Below are 22,120 nucleotides of genomic sequence, written 5' to 3'. Positions count from 1 at the left end.
CCGATGTCCGGGTGGGCGGTGCGGACGTCGCGCGATCAGCGCTCGAGGGTGGCGACGATCTTTCCCCGGCTACCCCCGGACGCGAGATCCGCGAGCGCGGCGGGTATCTGCCCGAACGGATAGGTCTTCGCGACGACGGGCCTGAGCGCACCTCCGTCGACGAGGGCCGCGATGCGACTCAGCTGCTCGCCATCCGCGCGCATGAAGAGGAACTCGTAGGTGACTCCGAGCCGCGTCGCCTGACGTCGGATCCGTCGGCTCAACACGGCGACCGCGAGGCGCACCATCACGCCCAGCCCCATCCGCTTCGCGAACGACGGGTCGGGTGGACCCGAGATGCCGATCGCGAGACCGCCAGGCTTCAGGACCCGCAGCGACTTCTCGAGATTCTCGCCACCCAGACTGTCGAGCACGAGGTCGTACTCCGAGAGGATCGCCTCGAAGTCCTCCGCGCGGTAGTCGATCACGACGTCGGCGCCCAGCTCGCGGACGAAGTCAGCGTTCGCCGCGCTCGCGGTGGTGGCGACGATCGCGCCGAGGTGCTTCGCGAGCTGGATGGCGATCGAGCCGACTCCCCCTGCTCCCGCGTGGATCAGCACCTTCTGTCCGGGCCCGACGTGGCCGCGCTCGACCAGGGCCTGCCAGGCCGTGAGCGCGACCAGGGGCAGCGACGCCGCCTCAGCCATCGAGATGCCGTCCGGAATCAGTGCCAGATCCGCTTCCGCCACCGCGATCCGTTCCGCGAACGCCCCCATCCGGCTCTGATCCGGCCGGGCGAAGACCCGGTCGCCCGCTCTGAAGGACTCCACCAGGCGGCCGACCCGGATGACCGTGCCCGCCACGTCGTTGCCCATCACGACGGGCAGAGAGTACGGCAGGATCTGCGCGAACTCGCCTGCCCGGATCTTCTCGTCCAGCTGGTTGAGGCCGACGGCCTCGACCGCGACCAGGACGTCTCGCTCCCCCACCTGCGGCTCTTCGACCTCGATGAGTTCCGGCGGCTGCTTGTACTCGGTGAGCACGACTGCGCGCATCGTCTTTCCCCTGTTCGTTCTCGTTCGACCGGGATCAGCCGGCCGCGGCCTGGAGCTGCGGGTAGACCGCCTCGAGCGGCGCGCTGAGCCCGGCCTTGAGCTGCACGGAGATCTCGTCGGCGAGCACCTCGTACTCCCCGCGCTCGGTCGCGTCGAGGATCGCACGCACCAGCTCGGCGGGGTCGGTCTTGGGGTCCGACACGTGCTCTGCCATCGCCGTGTCGACGTAGCCGACGTGCACGCCGACGACGTGCACGCCAGAGGGAGCCAGCTCGAGACGGAGCGAGTTGGTGGCCGACCACAGCGCCGCCTTCGTGGCGCTGTAGATGCCGCCGACGGCGAACCAGGCGAGAGCGGAGTGGATGTCGATGACCGTCGCTCCGTCGCGACCCGACAACAGCGGGGCGTAGGCCCTGGTCAGGAAGAGCGGTCCGAGGAAGTTCGTCTCGACGTTGTGGCGGATCTCCTCGTCCGTATGCGTGAGGATCCCCGCGGTCGGCACAGAGGCGCCGGCGTTGTTGATGAGCACCGTCACATCAGGTGCCGCCTCGATGACGGCGCGGATCGACTCCGCATCCGTGACGTCGAGTCGCAGGGGCACCACCCGCTCGTCGGCCCACTCCCGCGGTGCCCGCGCCGTGGCGTAGACCTTCGAGGCACCGCGCGCGAGCGCCTCCTCGACGAAACGGGTGCCGATGCCCCCGTTCGCTCCGGTGATGAGGACGACGGCGCCGTCGAGTGAAGGCATGGAATGCTCCTTGATGTTTGGGACAATGTGGTGTCTGCTGAGTTCGCACGTAAGCGACTCCAGTCATAACTGAGCGCAATCAGTTTATATTCCCGAGAGGACGAGATGTCGACCCCAGCACCGCCCCTCGGACGCCGCGAGCGCAACAAGCAGCAGAAGCTCGAGCGGATCGCCGCCGCCGCGGCGGAGCTGTTCGCGCAGCACGGCATCGACGACGTCACCACCCAGCAGATCGCCGAAAAGGCAGATGTCGGCACGGGCACGCTGTTCCTGTACGCCAAGACGAAGGGCGAGCTGCTGCTGCTCGTGCAGAACGCGCACTACGCCGTCGCGCTCGAGACCGGACGTGCGGCCGCCGAGGCGACGCCGGACACGCTCGAGGCCGCGATGGCTCTCCTCCGCCCGATCATCGAGTGCAATCGCACCCAGATCGAGAACGGCCGCACCTACCTCCGCGAGATGGTGTTCGGCAATCCAACCGACTCGCACCATGCCGAGGCTCTGCGCATCGTGGGCGACACCGAGAACGCGCTGGCGGACATCCTGCGGCGCGATCCGACCATCGACGACGATCGGGCTGCCGCACTCGCCCGGATCGTGTCCGCGGTGATGTTCGTCACGATGGCGGCGAGCGTCAATGCGGAGGCGAGCATCGACGAGATCGCCCAGGACGTCAGGACGCAGCTCGGCGCACTGCTCGACGGCTGAGCCCGAGCGCCGGCAGGTGCCTCAGCGCCGGATCGAGTCGTGGAACGGGTTCGGCTCGAGCGTGAAGTCGGTGGTCGCGTCAGCCCAGGTCGCTCCATCGCCGGATGTGCGCCCACGGCGCAGCGCGGCGAGCAGCGCCGTCGCGGGCACCCCCACGGCGAGAGCAGCAGTGCCGCCGAGCGTGCGATCCTTCGAGCCGAGCACGCTCGCGCGGTGCCATGCCTCGTGCATCGCTCCGCCTCGCGCTGGGGGCACGAGCTTCGCCGGCAGAGCGCCGGCTCTGCGCAGGGCGACGAGCTGCTCGACGTGGTTCCACCAGGTCGACTCGGCCGCCGGGTGGAAGTAGTTGTCTCGCAGCCAGGCGGGGTGCGGATGCCGGAATCGACCGGCCACGACCTCGTTGCGTCCGCCGAGCAGGCCGCTGCCGACGAACACGGTGTTGAGCAGGCTCTTGCTCACGCCGAACGAGTCCAGCGCGATCACGGGCACCCCGAGCGCCACGGCTTCGACGGCCGCGGTCGAGCTGACGGTGACGAGTCCGGCCGCCGTCGAGAGCGCGGCAGCCATCGAGGAGTACGAGACCACGAGATTGTCCGGGCGCCGGGCAGGCAGCAGCTCGAGATACGGATCGCGCTCGAGGTGGGTCTCGGACTCCCCCGGACGCGAGCGCAGCTTGACGACGACTCGACGGTTCGGGTCGGCCTCGGCCGCCCTGACGAGGGTCGCGGCGATCTCGGCACGTTCTTCGCGACCGACCGGCACCAGCGCCTGCGCCGCGAACACGACGTCGGTCGCCGGCATGCGCACCGCGCTCGGAGCGGCCGGGCGTTCGGCGATGAGGGTGCCGGCCGGGTGCCCCGCATCGGCCCCGAGCACGCGCGCCCGGTCAGCTGCGAGCATCCGCGATCGGGATCGGGCGAACGGCAGCGTGGCCAGCGCCGTCGGCACCTGCACGCCGATGCGACGGCCCAGCTCGGCGAACGCGCGTTCCTCGCGATGGGAGTGCACGACGAGCAGGTCGGCGTGCCGTCGGTAGTCCAGAGCGCCGCGCTGCGCGGGGATCGCCATCCCCGGCAGCCCCGCGACGACCACAGGACGGTGCGAGAGCGTGTCGATCAGGCGTCCCATCAGGCGCACGAACGGCCCCCGTCCGGCAAGCAGGACCACGTCGGGCCGCTGCCCCTCGAGCCACGCGGCCGCCTGAGCGAACCCGATGCGGGTGACGTCGCCCGACAGCATCCCGGTGCCGGCCAGCGCCGTGCGCTGCTGATCGACGCTCGCGGTCAGCGGGGTCTGCACCAGCAGCAGATGCGGACGGATGCCGGGCACGCTGCCGAGCAGCGACGCCGACCACTTCACGAAGGAGTCGGCGTCGGCGATCGCGACGACCCGCAGAGCGCCCGATCCGGTCATGCCCGGTTCGATCATGCCGAGACGCGACGCAGCTTCGCCATGGGCGCGCGCTCGCTGTCGAACACGCGCTTGACGCCGTCACCCAGAGCCATCTCGATCACGCGGATGTCGCGCACGAGGTGCTCGAGGCCGGTGGGCTCGAGGGATGCCGCGTGGTCGGAGCCCCACATCGTGCGATCGAGGGTGATGTGGCGTTCGACCGCGACCGCGCCGATCGCGACCGCCGCGAGAGAGATCTGCAGACCGCGCTCGTGGCCCGAGTAGCCGACCGGCACTCCGGGGTAGCGGTCGCGCAGCGTGGCGATCGCGCGGAGGTTGGCCTCTTCGGGCTCGAGCGGGTAGGTCGACGTGGCGTGCATGAGCACGACGCGGTCGGTGCCGAGCGTGGCGAGGGCGCGGTCGATCTGCTCGATCGTCGACATGCCGGTCGAGAGGATGATCGGCTTGCCGGTCTCGCGGAGGGCGACGAGCAGCTCGGTGTCGGTGAGGCTGGCCGAGGCCACCTTGTGGGCCACGACGTTGAGGTCTTCGAGGAAGTCGACGCTGGGCACGTCCCACGGTGAGGCGAACCAGTCGAGACCGAGCATCGTGGCGTGGTCGCCGATGGCGATGTACTCGTCGCGGCCGAACTCGACGCGGCGGCGGTAGTCGAGGTAGCTCATCGTGCCCCACGGCGTCTCACGCGGAACATCGCGCATGTGCTCGGGGGTCGAGATCTCGGGGGTGCGCTTCTGGAACTTCACGGCGTCGGCACCCGCCTTGGCTGCGACGTCGATCAGACGCTTGGCGATGTCGACGTCACCGTTGTGGTTGAGGCCGATCTCCGCGATGACATAGGCGGGGTGGCCGCCGCCGATCACGCGTGAGCCGATGCTGACAGTCATGGTTCCTCCGGTCGTCGAAATGGCCTTCTCCCCTGAGTACGCGCCGAGAGTGAACGCCACACGACAGGAGGGTTACCGGCACCGGTCAGGCGGGCAACACCCGTTCGATCAGCTCTCGGACGGCCCCATGGCCGCCGCTGCGACTGAGCACGACACGGGCAGCCTCGAGCACGAGCGGATGCGCGTCGGCCACGGCGACCGGCCAGCCGACGATGCGCAGGGCCGGGAGATCGTTGACGTCGTTGCCGAGGTACGCGATGTCGGCGAGCGGGATGCCGACCTCCTCCGCCCACCCTCGCAGCGCCGACTCCTTGTCGTCGATGCCGTGCAGCACCGGCACGCGGAGCTTCTCTGCCCGAGCCCGCACGACGGCATTGACCTCGGTCGAGAGGATGAGCATCGGGATGCCGGCACGCCGCAGCAGCGACACCCCCATGCCGTCCTCGCGACTCACCCGCACGCGTTCGACACCGTCGGCGTCGACTGTGGCGGTGTCGTCGGTGTGTACCCCGTCGAAATCGGTGACGATCGCTCGCACCGGCACCCGCTCAGGGCTCTCGTGGAGGGCTGCGAGTGCGCGGGCGATGCGGAGCTGCTGCTCGTCGTCGATCTCGATCGCCGTCCACTCCGGCACCTCGGCGATGCGGATGCGACCGAAGAACCGATGCCTCGCCTCGCGGAAGCCATCCGCTCGGAACACATAGAACGCCCCCGTCTCGAGGAAGTGCGGCTCTCGGTCCTGACGCCGAGGACGATGCGCGGCGTCGTGGTTGAGTGCGACGGCCGCGTCGGCATCCGTCCGCCCTGCCCCGCTCGTCTGCCCTGCGTCGCCGCGCGACCACAGGAACCCGTAGGTCTCGTGAGCCGCGAACACGCTGTCGGCCCTGCGCTCGCGCACCTCGCGCACCGCACCGGACAGCGCGTCCCGCGCGATGAACGGCGACGTCGCCTGCAGGAACGCCACCACGTCGGCCCGCTCTCCTTCGGCATCGAGCACGTCGAGCGCATGCAGGATCGCGGACTCCGACGAGGCCGTGTCACCGGAGATCTCGGCCGGTCGCCGCACTACTCGCGCCCCCGCCGCCTCGCTCACCGCGGCGATCTCGTCGTCATCGGTCGAGACGACCACGAGATCGATGCCGTCGGTCTCCGCTGCGGTGCGCACGGCACGCTCGATGAGCGGCACCCCGCCGACGCGCCGCAGGTTCTTGCGCGGCACGCCCTTCGATCCGCCCCGCGCCGGGATGATCGCGATGACCCTGCCTGCGTCCGCCCCCTGGTGTCGCCCGGTCATGTCGCCCGTCCCCTCGCCATCGTCGTCCCTCATCGCCCTCATCGCGCTCATCGCCCTCTGAGCACCCGCCACGCACGTGCGAGTCTGCGCCGCGCTGCGAGCACCGTGAGCCTCGCCTGCTCCACCCGGCCGATGCCGCCCACGGGGCGCAGCGCACGACGCACGGCCGTCTCGCGCGGAGCTCCGGGGAGTCGCAGCTCGGCCAGCCTCTCGGGCGCGAAGTACCGATCTCGGTCGGAGGGACGGATGCCGGTGAGCAGCTGCTCGGCCCGACCGCGGAGGTGCCCGGCGACGACGGGCTGCATGGCGTAGCCGACCGCGTCGATCAGCAGCTGCATGCGCTCGGGCTCGCGATACGGGGAATCTGCGCGGGTGAGCGCATCGACGATCGTCGCCGGCACTCGATTGCTGTTCTCGTACGGGGTCAGCCTCGCGAGCACCGTGTCAGCACCCACCGCATCGATCTCGCGGCCGAACAGAGCCTGCACGGTCGGCAGGGCGGTCGAGAACCCGGCGATCACTGCTGTCGCATCGAGTCGTTCGGCCAGCACCTCTGCGGCGAGCGCGCCGCGGTACTCGCGGAAGTCGATGCCGTGCACCCGTGCCCGGTCGCGCAGAGCGTCGCTCAGCCGAGGCGGGGCGGAGGGGTGCGGCTTGAACGCGATGTGCTGCGGTCGCCGGCTCGCCGCGCGGTCGATCATCTCCTTCTGCAGCGCGATCTCCTCGACCTCGCTGACCAGGCCGAGAGCCGACAGGTACTGGCCGAGCACGAGCACGGTCGACTCGCCGCCGAGAGCGCCCTCGAGCTCAGCCGTGTCGTCCACCGCCGCAGCGGTCTCGGCGAGCACCGCGCGGAACAGGTCGGGCGAGACCGGCACGGGCGTCGCCGTGGGCGACCCCACCAACGGGGTCACTCCGGGCACCACGTCGACGTGCACGACGCGACCGATCCGAGCGGTCACCGTGTGCGGCATCCGCACCCGCATGGGCGCGTACGTCATCAGCCCGTCGCCGATGATCGTGAGCCGCGCATGAGGGAACAGCTGCATCAGAGTGCGTGCCGGGGCGACCTGCGGGCTCTGCACGAGCAGTTCGAGGTCGCCCGGGTCGATGCCCCACGCCCGGATCAGCAGTCGGCGCAGCAGCGGCAGGTCAGAGGCATGAGGCTTCCACGCGCTCGGATGCAGGGGGCCGAGCAGCGCATCGAGGTCTTCGATGCGATCGAACCTGTCGCGGAGGCTCGCCAGCGCGGGGTCGGAGGCGATGCCCACCGATGTCTCGGGCACTCGCGATGACACGAACGGAACGAGGATCCGCTCACCGTGGTCGCCGAGCAGTCCGCCGTCGAGGGCGCCGGCTGCGGTGGCCAACCCGTAGGCGCTGTGCACCGCGAAGAGCTGTGTCATGCCGCGAGCCCCAGAGTGCGCAGCAGGGGTGCCAGCACTCGGCGCCGGGGTCCGTCGAGACGCCCGAGCACGGCCGATGCCTCACCCTCGGGCAGGCGGGCGAGGAGCCCTCGGATGCCGGCCCGCATCTCGCCGCGCAGCGACGGGGTCATCCGTCTCGACCGCACGAGATGACGAGAGGAGAGCGCCATCACGCTCCACACCGCCTTCGGCAGGAACCGGTCGGATTCGGCATCCGCATCGACGATGTCGAGCACCTCGCCCATCGCGCGCACGAAGTCGAGCTGACGCCGGTCGCGCACCTGCGTGAGCGACGTCGACACCCCGCGGCGGTAGAGCAGCGCCGGGGCGTCGACCACCGCGAACGATCGGGCCTGCAGGTGCAGCCGCCAGATCCACGGTCGGTCCTCGGCGGTGAAGAGGCCGGGGGTGAAACCCGCGAGTCCCTGGTCGATCAGGCGACGGTGCATGATGCCGGCCCAGGCGAACGGGTAGTCGACCATGGTCGGTTCGTTGTCGGGAAGGATCGCGTCTCGGGGTGACGCGACCGCCTCACGCCACGGGTACGGCGCCGGCACGAGGGTGCGCACGCCCGCCTTCACGGTGACGTGGTCGGTGCGGACGAAGTCGCAGCCGAGTTCGTCGAGTCGCCGGGCCAGCACCGAGAGCCGCTGCGGCTGCATCCAGTCGTCTCCGTCGAGGAAGCAGAACGCGTCGCCCTCGACATGCTCGAGCCCCTGATTGCGGGCGCTCGCCAGGCCCTTCGGCCGGGGGTTGACGATGACCTCGGCGTGCGAGAACCGCTCGGCGTATCGCCGCATCAGTATGCCGGTGTCATCACGAGAGCCGTCGTCGATCGCCACGAGCTTGAGCGAGGAGGGGTCGTCGAACTGCCGCGTCAGCGTCTCGAGCGTCGTGCCGATGTAGGCGCCTGCGTCCTTCGCGGGCAGGATGACGGTGACGAGCGGTGTGCGCACAGAACTCCCCCCGGGTCGACGGTCTCGGAATGCTCTCAGGCGCTCCTTGCCGATCGGGGACCGGCGGGTGAACACGCGGTGACGCGATCTCTGTCGACGCCCCGTGCGCGCTGCCGGATTCGCACCTCACCCGACGTTCGGCCACGATGGGAGCATGCTCTGGCCGTTCGGAACCACCTGGCGCCCTGTGCGCCAGAAGCGCCGCACCACGGTCGACCTGCGGTGGCTGAGCGCCCGCACCTGGACGCGCCGCTGGTATCCGCAGGGCATCGACCTCGGTCTGTGGCACGGGCGCCGGACACTCGCCGTGAGCTGGTTCCGTCAGCGGCTCGACGGCCACCATCTGGCGTCTCGCGTCGCGTTCGTCGACCTCGAGCGCTCTCGTCATCTCGACGTGCTGCTCGCGGTCGACGAGGGCGGCGAGCTGCAGCCCGCCCCGATCCACGCCGGCGGCCTCGCCTGGTTCGACGATCGGCTGTTCGTCGCGGCGACCGGGCGCGGCATCTGGGAGTTCGACCTCGCCGACATCCGCCGCGTGCGGGGCGCCGAGGCACGACGCGTCGCCGGTGCGCGCGGACGAGGACTCCGCGCCACGGCACTCGTCGCGGTGCGCACCCGCGTGCATCCGATCGAGCTGCGCTGCTCGTACCTCGGTCGCGTGTTCGACGACGACAGCACGCCCCTGCGGCGAGTGCTCATCGGCGAATACACGAAGGACGACACGGGGCGGATCGCGGAGTTCACGGTGCCCGACTCCGATGACGACGGCTTCCGCGAAGAGAGCCGCTTCACGCCCGGCATCGCGCAGATGCAGGGAGCGGCGCGCTGGGGCGACCGGCACTTCATCTCGCAGTCCGACGGCATGCGCCCCGGCGCGCTGTGGACCGGCACCCGCGATGCCCTGGTGCGCGATCGGATGCCGCTTCCGGTCGGGTGCGAGGATCTCGCCCTCGACCTCGATGCGAAGCTGCTGTGGTCGCTCGGCGAGCACCCGTGGAAGCGCGTCGTACGCGGCATCCCCTTCCAGTCACTCGGCCTCGACGGCTGACAGCAGACCCCTCAGCTCGCGAACGTAGACTGTGCGGGTGAAGAACCGTGCACCTTTCCTCGTCTACACCGTGCTGCGTCTGCTGGCCTTCCTCGTGCCGCTGGCGATCATGTGGTTCTTCTTCCCGATCTTCCGCGAGTACTGGTGGCTCGCCGCGATCTTCGCCGCCCTCATCGGCATGAGCATCTCGATGCTGTTCCTGCGCCGACCTCTCACCGATGCCTCAGCGCGGATCGTCGAGCGTCGCGGAGGCCGCAGCTCCGCCGCGCAGGACGATGCGGATGCCGAGGACGAGGCGATCGCCGGCGAGGCCGGCGCCACCACTCGTCGCGAGGACTGACTCAGCCGGCGAGCGCCCAGAAGAACGCGCCGGCGTAGAGCAGTGCGGTGAGCGAGGTCAGCGCCAGCGCGACGACGAGCTCCTTCGCCTGGCGGTAGGTCCAGACGATGAGGATGGCCGGGAGTCCGGCGAGCAGCGCGAGCAGACCGATCCACGCGATCGGGTAGAGCAGTGCGATCAGCACGAGGATGCCGAAGGGCACGATCACGAACAGAGTGAACAGCACCTGGGTCGCCCGCTTGCCGATCAGCACCGTCAGGGTGCGCTTGCCGACGACGCGATCCTGGTCGATGTCGCGCAGGTTGTTGGCGAGCAGCACAGCACAGGCGAAGAGACCGGCGGCGATCGCTCCGAGCCACGCCTGCTGCGGCAGCTCGAAGACCTGCACCCACGTGGTGCCGAGGGTCGCGACGAGTCCGAAGAAGATGAAGACGAACACCTCGCCGAGCGCGTTGTACCCGTAGGGTCGCTTGCCGCCGGTGTAGAACCAGGCGGCGATGATGCAGGCCGCACCGATCGCCAGCATCCACCACTGCTCGGTGCGGATGACGATCGCGACGCCGACCACCGCGGCGAGCGCGAAGAACACGAGAGCCGCGACGAGCACGGTGCGCGGCTTCACCCGACCGGATGCCGTCAGTCGAGCCGGCCCCACACGCACGGCGTCCGTGCCGCGGATGCCGTCGCTGTAGTCGTTCGCGAAGTTGACGCCGATCTGCAGCAGCACGGCGACCGCGAGGCACGCCAGGGCGATCACCCAGTGGAACTCCGGACCGGTGCTGCGTGCGGCGCCGGTGCCGATGACGACCGGGGCGACGGCGAGCGGCAGCGTGCGCAGACGGGCGGCGCCGATCCAGTCGCCCAACGTCACGGGCCCGGCGTCGATGACGGCCTGGCTCGCGGGGTTGCCGCTCGCCCGCTTCGCGGGATTGCCGCTCACACGGGTCTGGTTCTTCTTGCGCTTCGAGGATGCTGCCACGCAGGGAATCCTACTGGGGCCGCCGATGGACGACGCGCGGACGATGCGGCGGGCTCAGCCCCGGCGGAAGGTCAGATGCGTGACTCCCGACTCGGCGACCTCGGACTCGACGTCGTAGCCGTTCTCGATCCCGCGCAGACCGTCCCAGATGCGCTCGCCTCGGCCGAGCACGAGCGGGTTCACGGCGAGGTGCACCCGATCGACCAGTCCCGCCCCGAGGAACTGCCGCACCACGTCGATACCGCCGCCGATGCGCACATCGCCCCCGTTCGCGGCGTCCAGAGCACGCGGCAGCACCTCTTCCGGGCTCCCGGCGACGAAATGGAAGACGGTGCCGTTCGCGAACTCGATCGAGTCGCGCGCAGTATGGGTGAGAACGAAGACCGGCACCTCGAACGGCGGTTCATCGCCCCACCAGCCGCGCCACTGCGGATCGTCCGGGAACTGGTGCAGACCGAACATCCCGGCGCCCATGATCTCGGCGCCGATCCCCTCGAAGTAGGCGTGGGCGTACTTCTCGTCGACTCCGGTCGTGCCTGCTCCTGAGTCGTCACCGAGCACGCGGCTGCGGAACGTCCGCGTCGCGGCGTAGGCAGCGACCAGACGCGGCCAGTCGTCGCCGAAGGGGTTCTCCGGCGTCTGGTCGGTGGTGGTCGCGAATCCGTCGAGGGAGACGTTGAGATCGACGCGGACGGCCATGATTCTCTCTCTTCTGTCGTTTGCCGGGAGACGCAGGTCAGGGGTTGGGGTTGCTGTCCTTGCCGTCGAGCCACAGGGTGTCCGACGCGTCGCCGTGCGCCCCACCCTTGCCGACGTGCTTGTCACTGATCTTCGGGCCTTTGAGGATCACATGCACCATCGCCTGCGCGTGACCGTGGCCGAGGCTGTAGTCCTGCTTGAGCCAGTTGAGCACGACGGTCGATTTCGTGGTCTCGTCGAACCCCTGTTCCTTGGCGAGTTCGATGAACTGGCGAGGGGTGAGGCCGGTCTGGGTCTCGACCTTGTCGAGGTATGCCTGGAAGGACATGGATGCTCCTGTGCGTGGTCGTTCAGTCGTCGGAGAGGAAGGTCTGGATGATCGTCGCCGACGCATGGATGCCGATGATGCGCAGCATCCCCTCGCCGACGTTCGTGAAGCAGTGTGGCACGAAGGCCGGGCCTGTCGCGGTGTCGCCTGCGGAGGCGACGATCGTCTCATCGCCGACCGTGATCCGCGCCGTGCCCTCGAGCACCACCCAGGTCTCGGGGTAGGGGTGCCAGTGCAGGCCCGGCCCCTCGCCGGGCTGATTCTCGACGTAGAAGTACGAGATCCCCGCACCGTGATCCGCGCCGACGAACCTGCGGCTGCGTCCGGTGCCGATGCGGATGTCCGCGGCGGTGACAGCTTCGAGAGCAGATGACGTGGTGTTCATGAGCCCAGTCTCGACAGGCGCGCACGCTCGTCCTAGAGTTTCGATGTGGATCGAAACTCACACGCGGGTCGACCCGATACGCCGGTCGAAGGCGTCGAGCACCCCGACCATCGCGTGGAGTTCCACCTCAGCCCCGGCGACATCCAGTCGGTGCGCTTCGGCATCTCCCCCGGCCACGAACTCGCCCACGCCGTGCGGGTGCTGCTGCGCCCGGAGCAGCACCCGCTGCAGTGGGGGTGGCTGCGGGCCGTGCGCGATCGATTGCCGCGCGAGAGCTTCCAGCTGCTCGCCGCGGTGATCGGCGACGACGGCTATATGCCCGACTTCCTCACGGCGGCGCCGGGGTGGGACATGACGCCCGAGGCCGAGCTCGCGGCGCTGCGCATCACACCGCTGGATCCGATGCGGGTCGACTTCGGCAAGATGGTGATCCGCTCGTCGGGATCCCGCCGGCGGGCGCTGCGCGAGATGCAGGAGCAGCCGGCCCGTGCCCGCGAGATGGTCGCCGACGCCTGGTCGGAGGTGTGGGATGCCGCGCTCGCTCCCGTCTGGCCGCAGCTCGAACGTCTGCTGCGATCCGACATCGCCGTGCGGTCGCGGGTGATCGCCACCTCGGGGATCCGAGAGATGGCGGGTGGACTGCATCCGACCGTGAGCTGGGGCGACGGAGCCGTGCGTGTCTCGCTTCGCCGCCACAGCGAGCTCGTCGACTGCCACGGCAGCGGACTGGTGCTGGTGCCGTCGGTGATGTCGTCGTGGGGATGCATGGTGCTCACCGAACCGCCGGCCCAGCCGACCCTGTTCTATCCCGCGCGGGGCGTGACCGCCGGCTGGTCCCGCGACGCGAGCGAGATCGCCACGTCGCTCGGCGCCCTCCTCGGCCCGGCGCGCGCGACGATCCTGCTCGAGGCCGGCGTCGCCCGCACCACCTCACAGGTGGCTCAGGATGCGGGGATCGCCGTGTCCACGGCATCCCACCACCTCACGGTGTTGCGCGACGCCGGCCTGGTCTCGAGCGAACGCGACGGCGCAAGGATGCTGCATCTGCGCACGCCCCTCGGGGAGGCGATGGTCGGCGCGCTGCTGTGATCGGCTAGTCGGTTTCAGGAGCGACCGAGATGATCGGCCGGTGCTCGTAGTAGGTCTGCAGCACGACCGTGGTGCGGGTGCTGACGTTCGCGGCGAGCCGGATGTCGCGCACGAGTTCTTCCAGCGCGCGCGGCGACGCGACCCTCACGAACAGCATGTAGCTGGCGTCACCGGCGATCGAGTGGCACGCTTCGATCGCGTCGAGGTGCTCGAGAAGCTCAGGGGCGTTGTCGGGCTGAGCCGGGTCCAGCGGCGTGATCTCGATGAACGCCGAGAGCGGGGTGCCCACCAGCTCGGGGTCGAGGATCGCCCGGTAGCCGGTGATGATGCCGCGCGTCTCGAGGCGGCGCAGTCGCGACTGCACAGCCGACACGGAGAGGCCGACGGCGTCGGAGAGCTGAGACAGCGTCGCGCGCCCGTCTCGTGAGATCTCGGCCAGGATCGCGCGGTCGACAGAGTCATCCATGGATGTAATATTATCGTCAGGATTCCGTATATGCCGGAATCTTTCCGTCAAACTCTCCGATCGGAGGTCCCGATGTCCATCATTTCCGCCAACAGCTCCGCTGTACAGGCCATCGTCGGCGAACCCGAGGTCGTCGAGGACGCTTCGACCGCCGAATCCTCTGCAGCGTGGGCCCAGCTCAAGGACGCCGCGATCGCGATCCGCGAGATGCAGGTCAAGGACGGCTCGATCCCGGATGCCGCGCACCACGCCGCCGCCCGCGATCTCGTCGCCGCGATCACCGCCGGCATCCGCGCTCTGGCCCCCGCCTTCCCGCACGACGCCGACTACCTCGCCGCGTCGATCGTCGACTTCGACCGCTGGGTCTCGGAAGGGTTCGGCGTGCCGGACTTCCTCGACTCGCTCATGGCGTTCCAGCCGCAGCAGCATCGGGTCGACGGCATCCGCCACCTGGTCGTCTTCCCCATGTACACGCAGAACGGCTCGAGCGACCGCCTCGTCGAGGCGCTCATCGTCGAGACGATCTGGCCGGAGTTCATCGCGGCCCTGGAGGCCGGCGACTACGGCAACAAGCTGTTCGTCTCGCTGCGGCTCGTCGACTTCACGCCCGGATACGACACGAACTCGGCCGTGCTGTTCCCCGAGACCGTCGCGATGCGCGAGATCCCCTCGTTCACGTGGGGCGCGATCTTCCAGGACCGTGAAGCGGCCCGCTACCGCCGCGTCACCCGCGCAGCCGCCGAGATCACCAAGCTCGAGCTCCCGGAACGGGCCGCGGCGATGCTCGACGACCAGGCGCTGACCGAGCGCGCGTTCGTGATGTGGGACATCATCCACGACCGCACCCACATGCGCGGCGACCTGCCGTTCGACCCGTTCATGATCAAGCAGCGGATGCCGTTCTTCCTGTACTCGCTCGAGGAGCTGCGGTGCGACCTCACCGCGTTCCGCGAGTCGGTGAAGATCGAGCGGTCGTTGCGTGCGCGCACCGAGGCCGGTGACAGCCTCTCGGACTCCGAGCAGGAGATGCTCGACCACGCGGATCTCGTGCAGTACGCCGTGATCTTCGACCGCATCTTCCGCTTCGCCATCACGGGCTCGCGGGTGCGCAACTACGACGGTCTCGGCGGACAGCTGCTCTTCGCCTGGCTGCACCAGCGCGGAGTGCTGCACTGGACCGACACCGCGCTCGCCTTCGATTGGGCAGCGGTTCCCGACGCGGTCGTCGCCCTCGGTGACGCGATCGACGAGCTCTACTGGCGCTCGATCGACCGCCCGAAGACGGCGCACTGGCTCGCCGCCTACGACCTCGTCCGCTCCGTGCTCACTCCGAATCCGGCCTCGCGCTGGGCCCGCGGCCTGCCGGACGAGATTCTCGCCGGCGCCCCCAAGGGCTTCACCGACGCGGTGCTCGACGACGAGTTCCCCCTGTCCATGTTCTTCGAGGCCCTCGACAAGAAGATGAAGCCGGTCATCGAGTCGACCGTCGGCATCCGGGGCACCGACGACTGACTCGCGCATTTCTGGGGTCCGGTCGCGGGGGCGATCGGACGCAGCGTCTGCGGCCATTCCTGCCCGGGGGTGGCCGCAGAACTGTCTCTATACGAGAGTTGAGCACATGAGCGTCACCGATCGAACCGTCCTTCTCGCCGGAGCCACGAGTCCTTCGGGGCTCGCACTCGCTCAGGCACTCGTCGACGCCGGGGCACGCGTGATCGCCACCGGCCGCTCGGCCGAGCGACTGGAGTCGCTGCAGGCGATCGGAGTGCGGGTCGAGGTGGCTGACGCGACCTCACTGGAGTCGATGACAGAGCTGGCGTCGCGGATCGACGCGGTGGATGCCATGATCCCGCTGGTCGGCGGCTGGCGCGGGGGCGGCGGGCTCGCCGGGCAGTCCGACGACGACTTCCACGCTCTCCTCCCCGCGCTCGATGCGGTGCGCGCGACGAGCCGTGCGTTCGACAGCGCGCTCCGCGCGTCGGATGCCGGACGTTTCGCGATCGTCTCATCGACCGCGGTGGGGCGCCCCCTGGCGGGAGGCGCGAACTATGCGGCCGTCAAGGCGGCGAGTGAGGCGTGGACGCGCGCGGTCGCGCAGGGTTTTGCCAAGGCGGCGCGGGATGCCGGAGAGCCGCTGCGCGCGGCATCCGTGGTGTTCCAGGCGAAGGCGCTCGACCCTGAGTCCCTCGTGCCCCGAGTGCTGGCCCTGTGGGACGCGGACGCCGCCGATCTCAACGACCAGATCATCACGCTCGACTGACCGTCTAGCGCCGAGACTCAGGAGCCTCAGGAATCTCGGGCGGCATCCCCCGCAACGGCGCTGGCGCATCCGCGAACCGCCGGCTGTCCGGGGCCACACTGTCGGCCGTCACACTGCCACCTGTCATCGTGTCGCTCGTTGCGCTGTCGCTCGTCGCCCTGTCGCTCGCCTCGCTGCCCTCGGCTGCGTCGACGCCTCCTTCCCCTGCACCCTCGGCGTCTTCGCCGTTCGGGTCCTGCGCCGGCGCATTCGCATAGAGCTCGGTGAGCTTGCGATACGACTTGGTGAAGAACGCCAGCGTGGCGGCGATCACCATGATGATGCCCGCGAACAGGCAGATCAGCGCGATGCCCCGAGCCTCACCCTCGCCGAGCAGCCACTCCCACTGCTGCTGCCCCTCGGAGGTCTTCATGTACGGGATGATCAGGAACTCGGCGATCGGCGCGATCAGGAAGGCCGTGATCGGAGCGGCTGCGGCTTCCATCGCGGCGGCGACGCCGAACACGCGCCCCTGCCTGTCGTAGCGGACCACCTTCTGGATGATGGTCTGCTCGGCCGCCTCGACGGGAGGCACGAGAGCCATGTAGATCCACATGCCGATCACGTAGAGGGGCCACCACTCGCGCAGCATGAAGACCGAGCCGAGGATGCCCATCGCTATCACGACGAGCAGGAGTGTGCGCATCGGTTTGGCGCCGAGGCCGAACTTCGCCACGAGCCCGCCGCCGATCAGGAATCCCGTGGACGCGAACGCCAGCGCGAAACCCCACATCTGCGCGTTGAAGAGAGTGAGACCGTAGGGGTCCATCAGCGCCATGTACACGCCGCCGATGAGGTTGTTGAACGTCGAGAAGATGATCAGGGCGAACAGTCCGGGTGCCAGCCTGATGGCCGCCACGCTGCCGCGGAAGTCGAGCGCGCTCTTGGCATCGGGATCGGGCTGCGGCGTGCCCTCGGGGATGCGGATGAACAGCAGGTGCACGAAGGTCAGCACCATCGCGCCGATCGCGATCGCGAGGGTCCACCCCATGCCGAGGAAGCCGATCGACAGCCCCGAGAACACGCTCGTCACGAGGAAGGCCAGCCCCTGCACCGTGCCGACGAGTCCGTTGGCATTGGCACGGCGGTCTTCGGGCACGAGCAGCGTGACCGTCGTCGAGAGTGCGATGTTGCGCAGCTGCTCGATGACCCCGCCGAACAGGATGATCGCCGAGAACAGCCAGAACCACGGGCCGCCGAGGTCGAGCAGAGCCGACTCCGGCTGCCACACGTAGATCACGCCCGCGATCAGGAACGCGACCGCCGAGATCACGCTCGAAAGCAGCATCACCGTGTGCTTGCGGTTGCGATCGACGATCGTGCCGAAGATCATCGCGAAGAAGGCGATGAACAGCATGTAGGCGCCGCCGATGATTCCGGTCGCGAGAACCGACTGCGTCTCGATGTAGACCCAGAAGGTCAGCGCGAACCAGAGAAAGCTCGTCGTCACGTTCGCGATGAGCGTGTTGACGAGGACGTTCGCGAAGGCTGTCTTCGCTGCGGTGCGCTCCATGAGTTAGAGGGTAGGCGTGGCCTCGGACATTCGGTAGAGCGGGTTGCCTGACGCGGCATCCGACACCGGCATCGGCCCGTAGGCTTGTGCGGTGAGTATTCAGCATGACCCCGCCGTTCGGGGCTTCGCCAGCGACAACTATTCCGGCGTCCACCCCGAGGTCCTCGCGGCCATCGCAGCAGCGAACGGCGGCCACCAGGTCGCGTACGGCGAGGATGCCTACACGGCGCGTCTGCAGGAGGTCTTCCGGGGCCACTTCGGCGAGGGCGTGCAGGCGTTCCCGGTGTTCAACGGCACCGGGGCGAACGTCACCGGGCTGCAGTCGATGCTGCCGCGCTGGGGCGCCGTGATCTCGGCATCCACCGCTCACATCAACGTCGACGAGGGCGGTGCCCCCGAGAGGATCGGCGGATTCAAGATCCTCGCCGTGCCCACCGACGACGGCAAGCTCACCCCCGAGCTCGTCGATCGCGAGGCCTGGGGCTGGGGCGACGAGCACCGCGCACAGCCGCTGGTGGTCTCGATCACGCAGTCGACCGAGCTCGGCACTCTCTACTCCGTCGACGAGATCCGCGCACTCGCGGACCACGCGCACGAACGCGGCATGAAGCTGCACCTCGACGGCGCACGCATCTCGAACGCGGCAGCGGCCCTCGACGTTCCGCTGCGCGCCTTCACCCGCGACGCAGGCGTCGACGTGCTCAGCTTCGGCGGCACGAAGAACGGCGCCATGCTCGGCGAGGCCATCGTGGTGTTGAACCCCGAGGCGTCGACGGGTCTGCAGTACTCCCGCAAGTTCAACATGCAGCTCTCGTCGAAGATGCGGTTCGTCTCGGCACAGCTCATCGCTCTGCTCGAGGGCGACCTGTGGCTGCGCAACGCCCAGCACGCGAACGCCATGGCCCAGCGGCTGCGCGGCGAGATCGAGGCCGGCATCACCGCCGGCGAGATCACCGGCGTCTCGTTCACGCAGCCGACCCAGTCGAACGGCGTCTTCGCGACCCTGCCCGACGGCATCGCCGACCAGCTGCGCGAGAAGTTCCGCTTCTACGACTGGGATGCCGCGCGCAACGAGGTCCGCTGGATGTGCGGCTTCGACACCGAGGAGTCCGACGTCGACGAGTTCGTCGCCGAGCTCGCCCGCCTCACCTCGCGCTGAGAAGCCGGTCGCGGCGCGCGCGACACACGAAGAGACCCACCGTCAGAAGTCATGACGGCGGGCCTCTCGCGTATAGCGTGGATCAGCCGTCAGCGGAGAAGGCCGAGGTTCGCGAGGGCCAGTCGGATGAGCGTGCCGCGCCCACCCTCCATCTCGGCGGCCACGGTGTCTGATGCCGCGGCCTCCGGCGAGAACCAGGTGACCTCGAGCGCATCCTGTCGCGGCTCGCACGTGCCGGTGACCGGCACCACGAACGCGAGCGAGACGGCGTGCTGACGGTCGTCGTGGTAGGCGCTGACCCCCGGGATCGGGAAGTACTCGGCGACCGTGAAGGGCAGCGGCTGGGGCGGGAGCAGCGGGAACGCCATCGGGCCCAGGTCGTTCTCGACGTGGCGGAACAGCGCGTCGCGGATGGTCTCGCCGAACCGGACTCGACCCGAGACGATGGTGCGCGTCATCTCTCCCATGGGCGTCGACCGCAGCAGGATGCCGATCTCGGTCACCTGCCCTGAACCGTCGGTGCGCACCGGGATCGCCTCGACATAGAGCATCGGCAGGTGGCGTCTCGCCTCTGCCAGCTCGTATTCGCTCAACCACCCCGGATTGGAGTCGCCCGAGGGCTGTGCGGAGCCGAAGCCCTCGAGGCCGTCGTCGGGCTCGGGATCGGGATCAGGTGTGCGGACGGACATGTCTCCTTTCTACCAGCCGCATCCTCGACCGAACACCGACTTGCGGCCACGACCGGCATACGATCCGACGATCAGCGCCTGCGAGTGTCGGAGGGCGCTGGCAGGATGGACGGGTGAGCGAAGAACTGATGATCGACGGGCTCCTCACGCGCTGGTCGACCGACGACCGCGCGGGGATGCCGCTGGTGGTGCTGCTGCACGGATACGGCGCCGACGAGCACGATCTGTTCGGGCTGGTCCCGTACCTGCCCGAGGGCATCGCCGTGGCATCCGTCGCCGCCCCGCTCGCACCCCCGTGGCCGATGCCAGGGCGCTCCTGGTATGCCATCGAAGGCCTCGACGGCCGCAGCGCCGCATCCGTGACGCTCGCAGCGGAGGCGTTCCTGCGCTGGCTCGACGGTGCTCGGGCGGATGCTCCTGCGGTGGCTCTGCTCGGCTTCTCGCAGGGCGCCGCCGTCGCACTGCAGGCCATGCGTCTCGCCCCTCAGGACATCGACACCGTGGTGGCGCTCAGCGGGTACGCCGCCGCCGGCGAGCTGCCGGGCGACGAAGCGCTGACCGAGTCGCGACCGCACGTCTTCTGGGGGCGAGGCACGAACGACCAGGTGATCCCCGACGCGCTGGTCGCGCACACCGCGGAGTGGCTGCCGGCGCACTCAGAGCTGTCGGGGCGGGTCTACACCGGACTCACGCACAGCATCTCGGAGGAAGAACTCCGCGACGTGCACGTCTTCCTCACGAAGTGGCTCGAGCGCACCGCCAAGGCCTGACCGATCCGCTCGCCGACCGCGACACGCCCGGGGTTGCGAAAGTCCGACACGCCCGGGTATCGTCGTGGAGCCCTGTCCGCCGTGTCTGGAAGTCCTTTGATCTGATCCGTCGCCTCCGCGCTCACCTTTCCGCGCGCTGACCCGACGATCGCCGACTCCACGGCAGACCACGCCCGCTGTCCTCCGACAGCGCCCCGCTCAGACGGGCCCTCGGGCGACCGGTGTCAGTGCACCCTCGCACTCGACAGGAGACACCATGTCAGTACCCACCCTCCACGCGTCGGTCACCCTCGACCGACTCACCTTCACCTGGCCGGACGGCACCACCGCGCTCGACTCGGTCTCGGGATCGTTCGGCTCCGGTCGCACCGGGCTGGTCGGCCGCAACGGCGCCGGCAAGTCGACGCTGCTCCGCCTCATGGCGGGCGAGCTGAGTCCCACGACCGGATTCCTCACCACGACTGGCGAGGTCGCGTACCTGCCGCAGCAGCTCACGCTCGACGTCGACCGCCGGGTGTCCGAGCTGCTCGGAGTCGCCGAAGCCCTCGATGCCGTCCGAGCGATCAGCGCGGGCGATGTCGACCAGGCGCACTTCGAGGCGGTCGGCGACGACTGGGACATCGAGGCACGAGCCGAGCAGTCCCTGGCCGAGGCGGGCCTCGCCCCCGAGTTCCTCGACCGACGTGTCGGCGAGCTGTCGGGCGGTGAGGCGGTGCTGGTCGCGATCGCCGGCATCCGTCTGCGGCGTGCACCGATCACCCTGTTCGATGAGCCGACCAACAACCTCGATCGGGACGCCCGCGCGAAGCTGGCGGCCATGGTCAGGTCGTGGAAGGGCACGCTCATCGTGGTCAGCCACGACCTCTCGCTGCTCGAGCTGATGGACGACACCGCCGAGCTCTACGCCCAGACGCTGAGCGTGTTCGGGGGCCCGTACTCCGAATGGCGAGCCTGGCTGGATGCCGAGCAGGAGGCCGCCAGGCAGGCAGAGGTCACGGCGAAGCAGGAGTTCCGCAAGGAGAAGCGTCAGCGCATCGAGGCCGAGGTCAAGCTCGCGCACCGGTCGCGCACGGCGAAGAAGGCGGAGATCGAGAAGCGCGTGCCGAAGATCATCGCGCACGGTCGCAAGATGGCCGCGGAGGTGTCAGCGGGAAAGCTGCGCACCGAGGTCGGCGCGAAGGAGGATGCCGCTCGCACCGCGCTCGATGAGGCGGGGCGCCGTCTGCGCTCGGATGCGTCGATGAAGATCGAGCTTCCCGACCCGCAGGTGTCGCGCTCGCGGCGCATCGCCATGATCGGCGACGGCGAACGGTCATGGATCGTCCAGGGCCCCGATCGCGTCGCGCTGATCGGGCGCAACGGCGCCGGAAAGACGACGCTGCTCGAGCGGTTGGTGGCCGGAGCCGGGGTCGGCGGCGGCGTCGGCGTCGGCGTCGGCGAGTCAGCACCGATGCCGACGATCGGTCCGGATGACGGCTCTACCGCCCAGCCGGAGGAATCCCTGCTGGATACGGAACGGCCGGCGCTGACGGCGACGGCGCTCACCGACCGCATCGGCTACCTGCCGCAGCGGATCGACGGGCTCGACGAGAACCGATCGGTGTTCGAGAACATCGCGGATGCCGCGCCCCAGGTGCCCGAGAAGGAGCTGCGCAACAGGCTCGCGAGGTTCCTCATCCGAGGGGCGACGGCCGAGCGTCCTGTCGCCGCGCTGTCTGGCGGCGAGCGCTTCCGGGTGGCGCTGGCGAAGCTGCTGCTCTCGGATCCGGCACCGCACCTCGTGGTGCTCGACGAGCCGACGAACAACCTCGACATCGACACGGTCGACCAGCTCGTCGAGGCATTGCGGGCATACCGCGGGGCCGTGCTGGTCGTGAGTCACGACGACGCGT

General features: G+C 69.3%; 23 protein-coding genes. 9 read left to right on the top strand and 14 right to left on the bottom strand.

Features of this window, described 5'->3' with window-relative positions:
• Positions 1-35: 35 nt before the first annotated feature.
• A complete protein-coding gene (locus ACLKOY_RS15140) occupies positions 36-1,034 on the bottom strand; it encodes an NADP-dependent oxidoreductase (RefSeq protein WP_436454399.1) in 999 nt (332 codons plus the stop codon).
• Positions 1,035-1,068: 34 nt separating this feature from the next.
• Complete coding sequence (locus tag ACLKOY_RS15135) at positions 1,069-1,782, bottom strand: SDR family oxidoreductase (protein ID WP_436454398.1); 714 nt, start codon at positions 1,780-1,782, stop codon at positions 1,069-1,071.
• Positions 1,783-1,887: 105 nt separating this feature from the next.
• Here ACLKOY_RS15135 and ACLKOY_RS15130 point away from each other — a divergent pair, with 105 nt between their 5' ends.
• Positions 1,888-2,490 (top strand): TetR/AcrR family transcriptional regulator, encoded by a 603-nt coding sequence (locus tag ACLKOY_RS15130; protein ID WP_436454397.1) that lies wholly within the window; start codon positions 1,888-1,890, stop codon positions 2,488-2,490.
• A 21-nt stretch (positions 2,491-2,511) separates the two neighbouring features.
• Here the strand turns inward: ACLKOY_RS15130 and ACLKOY_RS15125 are convergent, their stop codons facing one another.
• The 5 genes from ACLKOY_RS15125 to ACLKOY_RS15105 all read right to left on the bottom strand — a co-directional run bounded on the left by ACLKOY_RS15125 (position 2,512) and on the right by ACLKOY_RS15105 (position 8,464).
• The gene (locus ACLKOY_RS15125; protein ID WP_436454396.1) at positions 2,512-3,918 is read right to left on the bottom strand and encodes a DUF6716 putative glycosyltransferase; all 1,407 of its coding nucleotides are present in this window, start codon (positions 3,916-3,918) and stop codon (positions 2,512-2,514) included.
• Positions 3,915-4,787, bottom strand: coding sequence for an N-acetylneuraminate synthase family protein (locus ACLKOY_RS15120; protein ID WP_436454395.1), 873 nt, complete (start codon positions 4,785-4,787; stop codon positions 3,915-3,917). Before ACLKOY_RS15120 ends, ACLKOY_RS15125 begins: the two co-directional genes overlap by 4 nt.
• A gap of 85 nt (positions 4,788-4,872) precedes the next feature.
• Positions 4,873-6,081 (bottom strand): cytidylyltransferase domain-containing protein, encoded by a 1,209-nt coding sequence (locus ACLKOY_RS15115; protein WP_436454595.1) that lies wholly within the window; start codon positions 6,079-6,081, stop codon positions 4,873-4,875.
• Positions 6,082-6,128: 47 nt separating this feature from the next.
• Positions 6,129-7,487 (bottom strand): polysialyltransferase family glycosyltransferase, encoded by a 1,359-nt coding sequence (locus ACLKOY_RS15110; protein WP_436454394.1) that lies wholly within the window; start codon positions 7,485-7,487, stop codon positions 6,129-6,131.
• The gene (locus tag ACLKOY_RS15105) at positions 7,484-8,464 is read right to left on the bottom strand and encodes a glycosyltransferase family 2 protein (protein ID WP_436454393.1); all 981 of its coding nucleotides are present in this window, start codon (positions 8,462-8,464) and stop codon (positions 7,484-7,486) included. Before ACLKOY_RS15105 ends, ACLKOY_RS15110 begins: the two co-directional genes overlap by 4 nt.
• A 154-nt stretch (positions 8,465-8,618) precedes the next feature.
• On the opposite strand from ACLKOY_RS15105, the gene ACLKOY_RS15100 reads away from it, so the two are divergent.
• Together ACLKOY_RS15100 and ACLKOY_RS15095 are read left to right on the top strand one after the other, a co-directional pair.
• Positions 8,619-9,512, top strand: a complete 894-nt coding sequence (locus tag ACLKOY_RS15100) for a hypothetical protein (RefSeq protein ID WP_436454392.1) — start codon at positions 8,619-8,621, stop codon at positions 9,510-9,512.
• 37 nt (positions 9,513-9,549) lie between these two features.
• On the top strand, positions 9,550-9,852 hold the full coding sequence (locus ACLKOY_RS15095) for a DUF4229 domain-containing protein (protein ID WP_309691041.1): 303 nt from the start codon (positions 9,550-9,552) through the stop codon (positions 9,850-9,852).
• A 1-nt stretch (position 9,853) separates the two neighbouring features.
• Here the strand turns inward: ACLKOY_RS15095 and ACLKOY_RS15090 are convergent, their stop codons facing one another.
• The 4 genes from ACLKOY_RS15090 to ACLKOY_RS15075 are packed head-to-tail and all read right to left on the bottom strand — an operon-like array spanning position 9,854 to position 12,243.
• Positions 9,854-10,831 (bottom strand): 1,4-dihydroxy-2-naphthoate polyprenyltransferase, encoded by a 978-nt coding sequence (locus ACLKOY_RS15090; RefSeq protein WP_436454391.1) that lies wholly within the window; start codon positions 10,829-10,831, stop codon positions 9,854-9,856.
• Between the two features lie 54 nt (positions 10,832-10,885).
• Positions 10,886-11,533 carry a dihydrofolate reductase family protein gene (locus tag ACLKOY_RS15085; RefSeq protein WP_228385716.1) on the bottom strand — a complete coding sequence of 216 codons (648 nt, stop codon included), beginning with the start codon at positions 11,531-11,533 and terminating at the stop codon, positions 10,886-10,888.
• Between the two features lie 34 nt (positions 11,534-11,567).
• Positions 11,568-11,858 carry a DUF4287 domain-containing protein gene (locus ACLKOY_RS15080; RefSeq protein WP_241796262.1) on the bottom strand — a complete coding sequence of 97 codons (291 nt, stop codon included), beginning with the start codon at positions 11,856-11,858 and terminating at the stop codon, positions 11,568-11,570.
• A 22-nt stretch (positions 11,859-11,880) separates the two neighbouring features.
• On the bottom strand, positions 11,881-12,243 hold the full coding sequence (locus ACLKOY_RS15075) for a cupin domain-containing protein (protein ID WP_436454390.1): 363 nt from the start codon (positions 12,241-12,243) through the stop codon (positions 11,881-11,883).
• A 45-nt stretch (positions 12,244-12,288) separates the two neighbouring features.
• On the opposite strand from ACLKOY_RS15075, the gene ACLKOY_RS15070 reads away from it, so the two are divergent.
• The gene (locus tag ACLKOY_RS15070; RefSeq protein WP_436454389.1) at positions 12,289-13,332 is read left to right on the top strand and encodes a DUF5937 family protein; all 1,044 of its coding nucleotides are present in this window, start codon (positions 12,289-12,291) and stop codon (positions 13,330-13,332) included.
• 4 nt (positions 13,333-13,336) lie between these two features.
• Here ACLKOY_RS15070 and ACLKOY_RS15065 read toward each other — a convergent pair whose 3' ends face one another.
• Complete coding sequence (locus ACLKOY_RS15065; protein ID WP_436454388.1) at positions 13,337-13,798, bottom strand: Lrp/AsnC family transcriptional regulator; 462 nt, start codon at positions 13,796-13,798, stop codon at positions 13,337-13,339.
• A gap of 72 nt (positions 13,799-13,870) precedes the next feature.
• Between ACLKOY_RS15065 and ACLKOY_RS15060 the strand changes: the two genes are divergently transcribed.
• Entirely contained in the window at positions 13,871-15,310 is a 1,440-nt protein-coding gene (locus ACLKOY_RS15060; protein WP_436454386.1) for a DUF6421 family protein, read from the top strand.
• Between the two features lie 106 nt (positions 15,311-15,416).
• Complete coding sequence (locus ACLKOY_RS15055) at positions 15,417-16,058, top strand: SDR family NAD(P)-dependent oxidoreductase (RefSeq protein ID WP_436454385.1); 642 nt, start codon at positions 15,417-15,419, stop codon at positions 16,056-16,058.
• 4 nt (positions 16,059-16,062) lie between these two features.
• Here ACLKOY_RS15055 and ACLKOY_RS15050 read toward each other — a convergent pair whose 3' ends face one another.
• On the bottom strand, positions 16,063-17,610 hold the full coding sequence (locus tag ACLKOY_RS15050) for an MFS transporter (RefSeq protein WP_436454384.1): 1,548 nt from the start codon (positions 17,608-17,610) through the stop codon (positions 16,063-16,065).
• Positions 17,611-17,701: 91 nt separating this feature from the next.
• Here ACLKOY_RS15050 and ACLKOY_RS15045 point away from each other — a divergent pair, with 91 nt between their 5' ends.
• Entirely contained in the window at positions 17,702-18,769 is a 1,068-nt protein-coding gene (locus tag ACLKOY_RS15045) for a threonine aldolase family protein (protein ID WP_436454383.1), read from the top strand.
• Between the two features lie 89 nt (positions 18,770-18,858).
• On the opposite strand, the gene ACLKOY_RS15040 is transcribed toward ACLKOY_RS15045, so the two are convergent.
• The gene (locus ACLKOY_RS15040; protein WP_436454382.1) at positions 18,859-19,458 is read right to left on the bottom strand and encodes an NUDIX hydrolase family protein; all 600 of its coding nucleotides are present in this window, start codon (positions 19,456-19,458) and stop codon (positions 18,859-18,861) included.
• A 113-nt stretch (positions 19,459-19,571) separates the two neighbouring features.
• Between ACLKOY_RS15040 and ACLKOY_RS15035 the strand changes: the two genes are divergently transcribed.
• Positions 19,572-20,228, top strand: a complete 657-nt coding sequence (locus ACLKOY_RS15035; RefSeq protein WP_436454381.1) for an alpha/beta hydrolase — start codon at positions 19,572-19,574, stop codon at positions 20,226-20,228.
• 256 nt (positions 20,229-20,484) lie between these two features.
• Positions 20,485-22,120: ABC-F family ATP-binding cassette domain-containing protein (locus ACLKOY_RS15030; protein ID WP_436454380.1), on the top strand; the 1,636-nt coding region annotated here is incomplete at its 3' end.

It is taken from the genome of Microbacterium sp. K2 (genome assembly GCF_051365005.1).
Classification (GTDB): Bacteria; Actinomycetota; Actinomycetes; order Actinomycetales; family Microbacteriaceae; genus Microbacterium; species Microbacterium foliorum_B.
The sequence above is the reverse complement of the archived record's forward strand: the minus strand, read 5'-3'. Positions and strand labels throughout refer to the sequence as shown.

Bases quoted from the DNA above. Each gene is read 5' to 3' on its own strand.
- ACLKOY_RS15140 (WP_436454399.1), bottom strand. From the start codon at position 1,034: ATGCGCGCAGTCGTGCTCACCGAGTACAAGCAGCCGCCGGAACTCATC.
- ACLKOY_RS15135 (WP_436454398.1), bottom strand. From the start codon at position 1,782: ATGCCTTCACTCGACGGCGCCGTCGTCCTCATCACCGGAGCGAACGGG.
- ACLKOY_RS15130 (WP_436454397.1), top strand. From the start codon at position 1,888: ATGTCGACCCCAGCACCGCCCCTCGGACGCCGCGAGCGCAACAAGCAG.
- ACLKOY_RS15125 (WP_436454396.1), bottom strand. From the start codon at position 3,918: ATGATCGAACCGGGCATGACCGGATCGGGCGCTCTGCGGGTCGTCGCG.
- ACLKOY_RS15120 (WP_436454395.1), bottom strand. From the start codon at position 4,787: ATGACTGTCAGCATCGGCTCACGCGTGATCGGCGGCGGCCACCCCGCC.
- ACLKOY_RS15115 (WP_436454595.1), bottom strand. From the start codon at position 6,081: ATGACCGGGCGACACCAGGGGGCGGACGCAGGCAGGGTCATCGCGATC.
- ACLKOY_RS15110 (WP_436454394.1), bottom strand. From the start codon at position 7,487: ATGACACAGCTCTTCGCGGTGCACAGCGCCTACGGGTTGGCCACCGCA.
- ACLKOY_RS15100 (WP_436454392.1), top strand. From the start codon at position 8,619: ATGCTCTGGCCGTTCGGAACCACCTGGCGCCCTGTGCGCCAGAAGCGC.
- ACLKOY_RS15080 (WP_241796262.1), bottom strand. From the start codon at position 11,858: ATGTCCTTCCAGGCATACCTCGACAAGGTCGAGACCCAGACCGGCCTC.
- ACLKOY_RS15075 (WP_436454390.1), bottom strand. From the start codon at position 12,243: ATGAACACCACGTCATCTGCTCTCGAAGCTGTCACCGCCGCGGACATC.
- ACLKOY_RS15065 (WP_436454388.1), bottom strand. From the start codon at position 13,798: ATGGATGACTCTGTCGACCGCGCGATCCTGGCCGAGATCTCACGAGAC.
- ACLKOY_RS15060 (WP_436454386.1), top strand. From the start codon at position 13,871: ATGTCCATCATTTCCGCCAACAGCTCCGCTGTACAGGCCATCGTCGGC.
- ACLKOY_RS15055 (WP_436454385.1), top strand. From the start codon at position 15,417: ATGAGCGTCACCGATCGAACCGTCCTTCTCGCCGGAGCCACGAGTCCT.
- ACLKOY_RS15050 (WP_436454384.1), bottom strand. From the start codon at position 17,610: ATGGAGCGCACCGCAGCGAAGACAGCCTTCGCGAACGTCCTCGTCAAC.
- ACLKOY_RS15040 (WP_436454382.1), bottom strand. From the start codon at position 19,458: ATGTCCGTCCGCACACCTGATCCCGATCCCGAGCCCGACGACGGCCTC.